This window comes from Alistipes muris, assembly GCF_943193205.1.
Lineage (GTDB): Bacteria > Bacteroidota > Bacteroidia > Bacteroidales > Rikenellaceae > Alistipes > Alistipes muris.
Genome location: NZ_CALPDD010000005.1, coordinates 135,724 through 147,436 on the forward strand (window position 1 = coordinate 135,724; position 11,713 = coordinate 147,436).

The 11,713-nt window shown below is 59.3% G+C and carries 10 protein-coding genes; 6 read left to right on the plus strand and 4 right to left on the minus strand.

Annotation, left to right across the window (positions count from 1 at the left end; all coding sequences use genetic code 11):
- Window positions 1-349 precede the first annotated feature (349 nt).
- Together nifJ and NFR47_RS04465 are read left to right on the plus strand one after the other, a co-directional pair.
- On the plus strand, window positions 350-3,877 hold the full coding sequence (gene nifJ, locus NFR47_RS04460; protein ID WP_251214378.1) for a pyruvate:ferredoxin (flavodoxin) oxidoreductase: 3,528 nt from the start codon (window positions 350-352) through the stop codon (window positions 3,875-3,877).
- A gap of 152 nt (window positions 3,878-4,029) precedes the next feature.
- Window positions 4,030-4,461: an META domain-containing protein gene (locus NFR47_RS04465; protein ID WP_251214379.1), complete on the plus strand. Its 432-nt coding sequence runs from the start codon at window positions 4,030-4,032 to the stop codon at window positions 4,459-4,461.
- 601 nt (window positions 4,462-5,062) lie between these two features.
- On the opposite strand, the gene rpmA is transcribed toward NFR47_RS04465, so the two are convergent.
- Together rpmA and rplU are read right to left on the minus strand one after the other, a co-directional pair.
- Window positions 5,063-5,323: a 50S ribosomal protein L27 gene (rpmA, locus tag NFR47_RS04470; protein ID WP_251214380.1), complete on the minus strand. Its 261-nt coding sequence runs from the start codon at window positions 5,321-5,323 to the stop codon at window positions 5,063-5,065.
- 21 nt (window positions 5,324-5,344) lie between these two features.
- Window positions 5,345-5,656: a 50S ribosomal protein L21 gene (gene rplU / locus NFR47_RS04475; RefSeq protein ID WP_251214381.1), complete on the minus strand. Its 312-nt coding sequence runs from the start codon at window positions 5,654-5,656 to the stop codon at window positions 5,345-5,347.
- Window positions 5,657-5,815: 159 nt separating this feature from the next.
- Between rplU and NFR47_RS04480 the strand changes: the two genes are divergently transcribed.
- The 4 genes from NFR47_RS04480 to cysQ are packed head-to-tail and all read left to right on the plus strand — an operon-like array spanning window position 5,816 to window position 8,939.
- Window positions 5,816-6,187: a response regulator gene (locus NFR47_RS04480; RefSeq protein ID WP_251214382.1), complete on the plus strand. Its 372-nt coding sequence runs from the start codon at window positions 5,816-5,818 to the stop codon at window positions 6,185-6,187.
- Window positions 6,184-7,125, plus strand: a complete 942-nt coding sequence (locus NFR47_RS04485) for a hypothetical protein (RefSeq protein ID WP_251214383.1) — start codon at window positions 6,184-6,186, stop codon at window positions 7,123-7,125. The genes NFR47_RS04480 and NFR47_RS04485 overlap by 4 nt, the downstream gene beginning before the upstream one ends.
- Window positions 7,122-8,039, plus strand: coding sequence for a hypothetical protein (locus tag NFR47_RS04490; RefSeq protein WP_251214384.1), 918 nt, complete (start codon window positions 7,122-7,124; stop codon window positions 8,037-8,039). The genes NFR47_RS04485 and NFR47_RS04490 overlap by 4 nt, the downstream gene beginning before the upstream one ends.
- Before the next feature lie 57 nt (window positions 8,040-8,096).
- Complete coding sequence (gene cysQ, locus NFR47_RS04495; protein ID WP_251214385.1) at window positions 8,097-8,939, plus strand: 3'(2'),5'-bisphosphate nucleotidase CysQ; 843 nt, start codon at window positions 8,097-8,099, stop codon at window positions 8,937-8,939.
- 524 nt (window positions 8,940-9,463) lie between these two features.
- Here the strand turns inward: cysQ and der are convergent.
- Together der and NFR47_RS04505 are read right to left on the minus strand one after the other, a co-directional pair.
- Entirely contained in the window at window positions 9,464-10,768 is a 1,305-nt protein-coding gene (der, locus tag NFR47_RS04500) for a ribosome biogenesis GTPase Der (RefSeq protein ID WP_251214386.1), read from the minus strand.
- Between the two features lie 196 nt (window positions 10,769-10,964).
- Window positions 10,965-11,618, minus strand: coding sequence for a hypothetical protein (locus NFR47_RS04505; protein ID WP_251214387.1), 654 nt, complete (start codon window positions 11,616-11,618; stop codon window positions 10,965-10,967).
- Between the last annotated feature and the right edge of the window lie 95 nt (window positions 11,619-11,713).

An 11,713-nucleotide genomic window follows, 5' to 3' on the forward strand; every position in this document is an offset into this window, starting at 1 on the left:
TGGGGGTCGTTTTTCGTCCGAATTCCGTACCTTTGTCTGCGTCTTGGATACTATGTCCCGGCAGAGGCAAACGATGGTTTGTTTCTGCACTCGGCTTTCCGTATCTTTGGCTTCGCCGAAGATACTTCCGCCTCGGAAATGCTCAAATAAATTTGGCATTCCGCCCGGCTTATTCGTGTCTTTGACTTCGCCGAAGATACTGCGTCTCGGCAAAAAAATCGAATGAATTCGTTTTTTTGCTCTCGGCTTATTCGTATCTTTGCATCGCATGTTCCGGAACCGCGGTTCCGGGGCTGTAAAACGTATTCGGAAATACACACAAATATATATTTTCTAAATTCAATTCAATATGGCAGAAAAGAAATTCATTACGTGCGATGGCAACTACGCTGCGGCTCATGTGGCTTACATGTTCTCGGAGGTTGCGGCGATTTACCCCATCACGCCTTCTTCGACCATGGCCGAGCTCGTCGACGAGTGGGCCGCCCAGGGCCGCAGGAATATCTTCGGCGAGACGGTGAAGGTCGTGGAGATGCAGTCGGAGGCCGGTGCCGCCGGCGCCGTGCACGGTTCGTTGCAGAGCGGCGCCCTTACTTCGACGTTCACCGCGTCGCAGGGCCTGTTGCTCATGATTCCCAATATGTACAAGATTTCGGGCGAGCTGCTCCCCGGCGTCTTCCACGTTTCGGCCCGTGCGCTCGCCGCCCAGTCGCTCTCCATCTTCGGTGACCACCAGGACGTCATGGCCGCCCGGCAGACCGGTTTCGCCATGCTCGCCACTTCGTCGGTGCAGGAAGTCATGGACCTCGCCGGTATCGCCCATATCGTGTCGCTCAAGGCGCGTGTGCCGTTCCTCCATTTCTTCGACGGGTTCCGCACTTCGCATGAGATTCAGAAAATCGAGCTCATCGACGAGGCCGCCCTCACCGCCATGCTCGACCGCGACGCGCTCAAGGAGTTCCGCCGCCGCGCCCTCAATCCCGAGCATCCCGTCACGCGCGGTACGGCCCAGAATCCCGACATCTACTTCCAGACCCGCGAGGCGGCCAACAAGTTCTACGACGCCGTGCCCGACATGGTCAGCGACGCCATGAAGCAGATTTCGCAGATTACCGGACGCGAGTACAAGCCTTTCACCTACTACGGTGCTCCCGATGCCGAGAACGTCGTCGTCGCCATGGGTTCCGTCACCGAGACCCTCAAGGAGACCATCGACTTCCTTCTCAAGCAGGGCAAGAAGGTCGGTCTTATCACTGTCCACCTCTACCGTCCTTTCTCCGAGAAGTATTTCTTCAACGTCGTGCCCGCTTCCGTCAAGCGCGTCTGCGTCCTCGACCGCACCAAGGAGCCCGGCGCCGAGGGCGAGCCTCTGTACCTCGACGTCAAGTCGATGTTCTACGGCAAGCAGCTCCAGCCGATGATCATCGGCGGCCGCTACGGTCTTTCGTCCAAGGACACCACGCCCGCCCAGATGCTCGCCGTCTTCGAGAACCTGGCCGCCGCTCAGCCCAAGGACCACTTCACCGTCGGCATCAACGACGACGTGACCAACCTGTCGCTTCCCGTCGGCGAGGAGATTTCGCTCGCCAAGCCCGGTACGTTCGAGGCCCTCTTCTTCGGTCTGGGCGCCGACGGTACGGTGGGTGCCAACAAGAACTCCATCAAGATTATCGGCGGTACCACCAACAAGTATTGCCAGGCTTATTTCTCGTACGATTCCAAGAAGTCGGGCGGTTACACGTCGTCGCACCTGCGTTTCGGCGACCTGCCCATCACTTCGCCCTATCTGGTCACTACGCCCGACTTCGTGGCTTGCCACGTGCCGTCGTACGTCGACAAGTACGATGTGCTGAAGGGTCTCAAGAAGGGCGGTTCGTTCCTCTTGAACTCCGTGCACGACGCCGAGACCACTTGCAAGACCCTGCCCGACCACATGAAGGCTTACCTGGCGAAGAACAACATCAATTTCTACATCATCAACGCCACGAAGATCGCCGCCGAGCTCGGCCTGGGTTCGCGTACCAATACCATCATGCAGTCGGCGTTCTTCAAAATCGCCAACGTCATTCCGTTCGAGAAGGCCGTCGAGGAGATGAAGCACGCCATCCTCAAGTCCTACGGCAAGAAGGGCGAGGACATCGTCAACATGAACTATGCGGCTGTCGACGCCGGCGGTGACGCCGTGGTCAAAATCGACGTGCCCGCCGAGTGGGCTTCCATCGAGGTCAAGGCCGCCGCACAGAGCGTCGACATGTCGCGTCCCGAGTTCGTCCGCAGCATCGTCGACCCCATCAACGCTCTCAAGGGCGACGACCTGCCCGTGTCGGCTTTCAACGGCCGCGAGGACGGTACGTGGGACAACGGTACGGCTGCTTTCGAGAAGCGCGGCATCGCCGTCAACGTTCCCGAGTGGCAGATCGACAATTGTATCCAGTGCAACCAGTGCGCCTATGTCTGCCCCCACGCTGCCATCCGTCCGTTCCTCGCCACCGAGGCCGAGGCTGCCGCTTCGGGTGCCGAGTGGAAGCAGGGCCTGGGCGAAACCAAGGAGTACAAGTTCCGTATCCAGGTGTCGCCGCTCGACTGTACGGGTTGCAACAACTGCGTCGACGTCTGCCCCGCCAAGGAGAAGGCACTGGTCATGAAGCCGCTCGAATCGCAGATGAAGCAGGCCGCAAATTGGGATTACATCACCAAGAATATCGGTTACAAGGAGGTCGTCGACAAGACCAAGTCCGTCAAGAACCTCCAGTTCGCACAGCCCTTGTTCGAGTTCTCGGGTGCTTGCGCCGGCTGCGGCGAAACGCCTTATATCAAGGCCATTTCGCAGCTCTTCGGTGACAAGATGATGGTGGCCAACGCTACGGGCTGTACCTCCATCTACTCCGGTTCGGCTCCCTCGACGCCTTACTGCACCAATGCCAAGGGTCAGGGTCCCGCCTGGGCCAACTCGCTCTTCGAGGACAACGCCGAGTTCGGTCTCGGTATGCACGTCGGTATCGAGAAGCTCCGCGACCGCATCCAGGAGACCATGGAAGCCGCAATCGCCAACTGCACCAAGTGCTCCGACGAGCTCAAGGGCGTCATGAAAGAGTGGATCGCCGCCCGCGGTTCGTCGTCCGCTTCGGCCGAGGTTTCCGCACGGCTCGTTCCCATGATGGAGGCCTGCGGCTGCGATTACTGCTGCAAGATTCTCGAAATGAAAGATTGGCTCGTCAAGAAGTCGCAGTGGATCATCGGCGGCGACGGCTGGGGCTACGACATCGGTTACGGCGGTGTCGACCACGTGCTCGCTTCGGGCCAGGACGTCAATATCCTCGTCGTTGACACGGAGGTTTACTCCAACACCGGCGGTCAGTCGTCCAAGTCGACGCCCGTGGGTGCCGTCGCCAAGTTCGCTTCGAGCGGCAAGCGTATCCGCAAGAAAGACCTCGGCGCCATGGCCATGACCTACGGTTATGTCTACGTCGCTCAGGTTTCGATCGGTGCGTCGCAGCAGCAGTTGTTCAACGTGCTCAAGGAGGCCGAGGCTTATCCCGGTCCGTCGCTCGTCATCGCCTACGCTCCCTGTATCAACCACGGTATCAAGGGCGGCATGACCCGCACGCAGACCGTCGGCAAGGAGGCTGTGGCCTGCGGTTACTGGCACCTGTGGCACTACAATCCCCAGCTTGAGGAGCAGGGCAAGAATCCGTTCGTGCTCGATTCCAAGGAGCCCGACTGGTCGAAGTTCCAGGACTTCCTCAAGAAGGAGGTGCGTTACACTTCGCTCCAGAAAGCGTTCCCCGCCGAGGCCGAGGAGCTGTTCCAGGCCGCCGAGCAGAACGCCAAGTGGCGTTACAACGGCTATAAGCGCCTTTCCGCAATCGAATACTAATCGTTCGGTTGCCGACTTTTCCGACCGCGGTCCCGTGAGGGGGCCGCGGTCTTTTTTGTTCGTTGCCGGAAAATAAGTTATCTTTGCATTCCCGTCGGCATGGCCCGTGATTTGCCGTGTTGCCGGGTAATCGAATTCTAAAACAGAAAGCTATGAAAAAGATTCTGGCAGCCGCTGCGCTGTTTTTCGCGATGACCGCCTGCTGCGGCGCGCACAATGACAAACCGCTGGAAGGCACCGTTTGGAAGCTCACCTCCATGGAGGGTATCCCCGCTTCGGCCATCGACAGCGAGGAGGACGCCTTCACCTTGATTTTCAACGGCGAGGAAATGCTCGTCAGCGGCCGTACCAATTGCAACCGCTTCTTCGGCAGCTATAACGCCGCCGACGGTGCTTTGGCATTCGGCAACATGGGTATGACCCGGATGGCTTGCCCCGACATGCAGTACGAGGACGCTTTCGCGCAGATGCTTGACAAGGTCGACGGGTTCAGCATCAAAGGCGAAACCCTCACGCTCTTCGGTCAGCAGCAGAAGCTCGCTTCGTTCAAGGCCATCGAGCTCAAGGACGATTCGGTTCAGTAGCAGAAGTCGCGTCGTTCAGGGCTGTCATCCTCAAGGCGGTTCTGTCTCGTACCCCCCCCCGGCCGTCGGTATCGGCCGTATACTTATATATAAAGCGCCGTTTTTCGGCGCTTTTTTCGTGTTCGCTCCTCGCCCTCTTGTCATTCTGAGGACTTCTCCTCCGTCATTCTGAGGAGGTCATCAGTCCGACAAAGAATCTAAAACAAGTGTCATTCTGAGCGTAGCGAACTGACGAACGAAGTATGAGCAAAGGCTATCGCATAGGCTTTGCCATACGAGGAGGAAGAAAACAAGCGTAGCGCAATTAAGAATCTATCAACATGTCATTCCGAGCGAGCCGTAGGCGACAAGGACCCGACGAACGAAGCATGCGCAGAGACCGCTTGCGGGCTATGCCATGCAAGGAGGAGGACAACAAGCGTAGCGCAGTTAATCTGAACAAGTGCTGTAACATTCCCCTTTCCTCGTTTGTTCAGATCGCCACGGTATCTGCGACACCTCGCGATGACGTGTCGGATAGTCATAGCAAGGCCTCCCTCTCCTCCAATAAAAAAAGACTTCCGGAGAAATCCGGAAGTCTTCTTATCGGTTTTCGCCTGCCTTATTCGGCCAGCGGGGTGATGCTTACATAGGATTTGCCTTCGCCTTTCTTGCAGAACGCTACCGTGCCGTCTACCAGCGCGAACAGCGTGTGGTCCTTGCCCATGCCGACGTTCTCGCCCGGGTTGTGCACCGTGCCGCGCTGACGGACGATGATGTTGCCAGCCTTTGCGAATTGACCGCCGAACAATTTGATGCCGAGCCGTTTGCTTTCCGACTCGCGGCCGTTCTTGGAACTACCTACACCTTTCTTGTGTGCCATGTTGATTCGGTTTTTTGAAGGTTATGCAACGATTTCCTCTACAAGGATCTGCGTCAGATACTGGCGATGACCGTTGCATTTCTGGTATCCCGTGCGACGCTTTTTCTTGAAGACCAGGACCTTGTCGTCCTTCAGGTGCTTCAGGATCTTGCACTTTACCGTGGCGCCTTTCACTACAGGTGCGCCGACTTTGACCTGACCGTCGTTGTCTGTGAGCAGGACCTTGTCGAAACTTACGGACGAGTTTTCTTCGCCCTGAAGACGGTGAACATAAAGTTTCCGACCTTTTTCAGCCTTGAATTGCTGACCTGCAATCTCTACTATAACGTACATCGAATGCGTTTGGTTATGTTTGATAACATAATTCAGGGTGCAAATATACGCATTTTTATCGTATAAGCAACACTCCCGGGAACTTTTTTTCCGCGTCCCGGGCTCTGGCACGGTTTTGGGCTTCGCTGTTGCCGTTCCGGCCTGTTCCGGAGAGTTGCTATGCCACGGATATTGATTGCTTCCGACGACGAGTTCGCTCGCGAATTGGTCCGCCTTGCGCTCGCAGGGGTGGACGCCGAAGTGCGGTGCGCCGGGTGCGGCGCCGAGTTGGAGCGTTTGTGCGCCCGCGTGTTGTTCGACATGGTCATCGTGCTGAGGACCGCTCCTTTTTTCTGCGGGCGCGAGTTGATCGGGCGCTTGCGGCCCGAGGGGTTGCGGCGGCCCGTCGTCTACGTCCTCTCGTGGCAGCAGTGCGAGCAGACGGTCCTCGCTCTGTTGGAGTGCGGCGTCGACCAGTACCTTACTTTTCCCGTCAGTTTGCAGCGGTTGCGGGCCAAGGTCGTCAGCGACCTTGCGGTCAATGGGTTATGAATCTGCTTCTGATTATTTGTGCGGTTTGTTCCGGCGCGGCCGTCGTCGGGTTGTCGGTCTTGTGGGTCGTCGAAACCTTGAAGGCTCGGCGGCAGGGCGGTTTCCGCAGCGTTCTCCAGCGGCGTTACCTCCATATCGTCATGTCCGCCTTGTATTCCGGCCGGGGCGCCGTGCCGCGGTTCCCCATGTTGCGGCGCGTCGGGTCACGGCTCGTGTTGGCCGAAACGCTGGCCGGGGTCGTTTCCATGACTTACGGGCTCGACGTCGGGCTGCTGCGGCAGGTCGTCGCGCGTTACGGGCTCGACAGATGGCTGTTGCGGCGCGTGCGCTTCGCCCAGGGTTACCGGCGGGCGCGTTACCTCGCTTTGTTGGCTGTCCTGCCCGTCGGCGAGGGGATTCCTCCCCGCATGGCACGTTACGGGCGTAGCCGCAACCGTTACGTCCGGTTCTTCGCCTTGATGACCCGCGTCTCTGCCGAGCCCCTCGCGGCTTTGCGTCGTTTGGCCGACCATGCCGTGCCTTTTTCCGATACCGAGGTGGCCGAAATCATGACTTGGCTGCGGCGCGGCGCATTGCCCGTCGCTTACGAGCCGCTCGTCGCTTCGCCGTCGTTCAACCTGCGGCGGGTGGGGTTGTGCGTCGTCCGGCAGTTCGGCATCGAGGAGGCCGAGCCGTTGTTGCTGCGCTTGCTCGACGGCGAGGAGCCTTACGCGTCGGGGACCGAGGCGCTTTTCACGCTGTGTGCGTTGCATCGGCCGTTGGTCCGCCGCGAGGTTTCCCGGTGCGTGGCCCGCTTGAGCCCGTCCCAGCGGCGCGCGCTGATGCGCTACATGGCGCAGTGCAGTTACTCCCCGCAGGTGCTGTCGCGGCTTTTCGACGATTCCGAATCCGCTTATTACGACACCATCGTGCGGTCTTATAAACGATGCCTGGTATGATTGCGGCGGTTGTTTGTTTCGTGTCGCTGGCCGCCGTTGCCGGGGCCTGCTGGCTGGTTTTGCCCCTCTTGCGGGCGCGTAACAAGCGGCTGTTGGCTGCGCGCATGTTCGGCACCTCCTGCGACGCTTCCGGGACCATCGGTTTCTCGCTCCTTTGCAGCGGCGTGCGGCGGCTCTCGCAGATCGAGAACTTGCTGTCGTCCGAGTACGTCCGTTCGGAAGTCGTCGTCGTGGCCGATGCGTCGCTCCGGCGTGCTTTCTTTGAATCGCTGATAGCCCGTTACCGGATGATTCGCGTCGAATACCTGCCCTCCGATGAATTCCCCGTGCAGCATGTCCGCAGTATGTGGCGTTCGCGCCGGCGGTGTTTTCGGCGGTTGGTGCTGCTCGACCGTTCCGAGGATACTTCGGCCGACGATTGGAACGCCGCCGCTTCGGTCGCTTCCTACGATTGGCTGATTCCCGTGCGCGACGGGCAGTATCTGTTGCCGGGGGTGCTCGAACGGCTCTCGGTCGAGGCGGGGCAGGGGCATCCCGGTGCCGTGGGGGCGCTGCGTTCGTGGGTCGGCGGTTCGTTCGCGCTTCTGAGCCGTGACGCCGTTGCTGCGGCAGGCGGATTCGGCCCCGGGTTTCTGCGGAAGATTCCGCGCCACGCCCGCCGTTGGCTGTGGGAGCCGTTTTTCTATCGGCCCGAGTTCCGCCGGGGGAGTTCGCGGTGGCGGTTCCTGGGGGTGGCGGCACTCGGCTGTGCGATCTTCGCGGCGCTTTGGTATGGTTGGTGGGTGTTGGCGGCGCTTCTGCTCGCCGGGGCTGTCGTTCTGTGTGCCGTCGCCTGTGCGGGGCTTCTGCTCGCCGATATGGCAGGCCGGAAAGTGCCGTGTAAAATTGATGTGAAAAATTTCACAGAATGGTGAATTTTCCGTATCTTTACGATGGCAACCCCGAAAACCGACCTTAAACCCTCTGTCTCGATGATAAACGACAAGGTGAGGATGTACCTGCTTCCTCCGCTTTTCAATGCGGCCGTGCGTGCCGGAGCCTCCATCATGCAGGTCTACAAGAACCGCGACGATTACGACATAAGCCTCAAGAGCGACCGTACCCCCATCACCATCGCCGACCGCCTGGCCCACAAGGTCATCCGCGAGTACCTCGGGCCCACGCGCATTCCCGTTCTGAGCGAGGAGGGGCGCGAGATGCTTTACGACGAGCGCCGCAACTGGGAGCTTTACTGGTTGGTCGATCCGCTCGACGGCACGGTCGAGTTCATCAAGGGCAACAACGAGTTCACGGTCAATATCGCCCTCATGGAGAACAACGTCTGCATGGGGGCCGTGATTTACGTGCCGTTTTACGAAAAGATGTACGTCGCCGGGCGCAATGCCGGAACTTTCCTCAAAGAGCACGTCGCACCCGACGCCGCGGCCGATTATTCCTACGAGCGTATCGTCGAGGGTTTCCGGCCGCTGCCTTTGGCCGGGCCGCCGTCCCGGCCGTTGCGCGTCGCCGTCTCGCGGTCGCACCAGACTCCCGAGACCCACGAGCATATCGCCCGCCTGCGCGAGCGTTTCCCCGACCTGGAGGTCGTCGAGCAGGGCAGTTCCTACAAGTTCTGCATGTTGGCCGAGGGGCAGGCCGATTATTACGTGCGCACTACCCGCACTTTCGAGTGGGACACCGCAGCCGGGGAGCTGATTCTCGCCGAGGCGGGCGGTTCCACCCGTTCGCTTCCCGACGGCCGGGCCCTGCGTTACAACGAGGAGGACCTCCGCAATCCCTGGTTCGTCTGCCGTTCCAAGTTCTGCAAGGTCTGAATCGTTCTCCGTCCGGTTTTTCCGAAAAAGCAGCCCCGTGTAGATGCTGGACGCAGCGCACGGAGAGGCCGAGCGCCCGTCCCGAGAACCCGTTCAGCGGATTGACGTTCCCCGAGTTGAAGTTCAGCCCGGCGGGTGACTTGCTGCCCGCAGCGTAGGACGACGACGACCAGTAGTCGCCTTCCGTGCCGACGCCCGTCAAGGCTCCCGCGTCGCGTGTGCGGTAGCCCGCAGCAGTCGCTTTTCAGCAATCGCTCGGATGAATGACAGAAAAAGTACTCAATGAATAATTAATAATGAATAGTGGATAATTATTCCTTATTAACTATTCATTATTCACTAAAGTTTGTTTTCTGTCAGACTGGGGTGCACAGCTGACGGCAGTTAAAACGTTTCAGCAGCTTGTTAAAACGTTTCAGCGCTCCGGTGAAAATCCCGAAGCGCCGTTGCGTCAGCGGATTGCTGAATCTACCTTACCTCGCTGGCACGCACCGTAGCCCGTGCCATTCCGGGTCGGGGCTGCTTTATTTCTGGCGGAAATAGATTTGCATCGGCACGCCCGAGAAGTCCCAGCGTTCGCGCATGTTGTTTTCGAGGAACCGCCGGTAGGGTTCCTTGATGTACTGCGGCAGGTTGACGAAGAACGCGAACTGCGGCGTCGGGGTCGGGAGCTGCGTCACGTACTTGATTTTGATGTACTTGCCTTTGGTCGCAGGGGGCGGGTAGTTCTCGATGAGCGGCAGCATGTGTTCGTTCAGTTCCGAGGTCGCTATGCGGCGTTTGCGCGCCTGGTGGACCTGCATGGCCGTTTGCAGTACGTCGAGGATGCGTTGTTTGTTGAGTACCGACGTGAAGATGATGGGGATGTCGTTGAACGGCGCCAGCTTCTTCTTCAGAAACTCGGTCCATTCCTTCATCGTGTTGTTGCCCTTTTCGATGAGGTCCCATTTGTTGACCACGATGACGCAGCCTTTGCGGTTGCGGACGATAAGGTTGTGGATGTTGAGGTCCTGCGATTCGAGCCCCTGCTGCGCGTCGAGCATCAGGATGCAGACGTCCGAGTTCTCGATGGCGCGGATGGAGCGCATGACCGAGTAGAATTCGAGGTCTTCCATCGTCTTGCCTTTCTTGCGCATGCCGGCCGTGTCGACCAGGTAGAAGTCCATCCCGAATTTGTTGTAGCGCGTGTGGATCGAGTCGCGCGTGGTGCCCGCTATCGAGGTCACGATGTTGCGTTCTTCGCCTAAGAGCGCGTTGGTCAGCGACGACTTGCCTACGTTGGGACGGCCTACGATGGTGATGCGGGGCAGTTCGTCGTTCTCGTCGGCCGTCGGGTCTTCCGGCAGCGCTTCCAGAATGGCGTCCATCAGGTCGCCCGTGCCGCTTCCCGACATGGAGCTGATGCAGTAGGGGTCGCCCAGGCCCAGCGCATAGAATTCGTGCGACGAGTACATCTGGTCGTTGTTGTCGACCTTGTTGCAGACCAGGAACACTTTCTTGTTGCTCCGGCGCAGGATGTCGGCCATGAGCGCGTCGAGGTCGGTGATGCCCGTCGAGACTTCCACCAGGAACAGGATTACATCGGCTTCGTCGATGGCCAGCAGTACCTGACGGCGGATTTCGTCCTCGAAGATGTCTTCGGAGTTGACCGTGTAGCCGCCCGTGTCGATGACCGAGAATTCCTTGCCGTTCCAGTCGGTCTTGCCGTAGTGGCGGTCGCGCGTGGTGCCGGCCGTCGCGTCCACGATGGCTTTGCGTTGGCCGACCAGCCGGTTGAAAAGGGTGCTCTTGCCCACGTTCGGGCGTCCGACGATTGCTACGAGGCTCATGTTGTCTCCTTGACTTTTGCGGTTTCGAGGGGCAAAGATACTTTTATTCGGTGAAAGGTGAAAGGTGAAAGGTGAAATGTTGCAAGAAATTTCACGTGACGGCCCTTTTGCTGTATGGTCCGCAGGCGGTCTGTGTCATCGTTCACTCGCCAAGGTCCCCTTTTCACTTTTCACTTTTCACTTTTCACTTGTTGTCCTATCCTAAGTTCATGTTGAAGATGCCTTGTTGTTCGGCATGTCCGGCCTGTACGGGGTAGACCAGTACGAAGCTGTGGTCCGCCATGTTTTCGTCCAGGTAGGCCGGGATGCGGTACATGCCCGCCTGGTAGGAGATGCGGTCGCGGCGGCTCATGACGACCCACAGACAGTCGTCGCTGCGCAGTTCGGGCAGCAGGGCTGCGGGGTTGTCCCAGGTTTCTTCGCAGACGGCGTATTGTGCGATGTCTTTGCGGCGGCGACGGCCCCGCAGGTGTTCGACGGTTGTTTTCGGGGCGTGGAAAATCAGTTGGGCTCCCGTGTCGTGGGCCAGGTGGCGGATGCGCAGGAGCCATGCCTGGAATCCCGCTTCCAGCTCCGCCTTGCGCGGGACCACTACGTGGTGGCGCCGGATGGTCGGGAGCGGCTGGGCCGAATGGTAGATGAACGTCGTCACGGCGCATTGCGCCAGCACGGCTTGCAGGGTCTTGCCCAGCGCGGCGGTCGTCGCGGCGGTCGGTATGCCCGGAATCTGCACGTTGGGCCCCGGCGAATTCTCGTGCATGCCCAGCACCAGGTCCGTGATGTTGCGTTCGCGCACGGCGCTCACGATGGCGTTCACCGTGTTCACATCGTAGCGCAGCAGGCTGTGCATGTGGATGTCGGCCGCGGCCGAACAGATGCACGGCGCCTTTCACCCCGATTCCGGGCGTGAACTGCAAGGCGATGTGGTCGATGGTCATGGCGGCT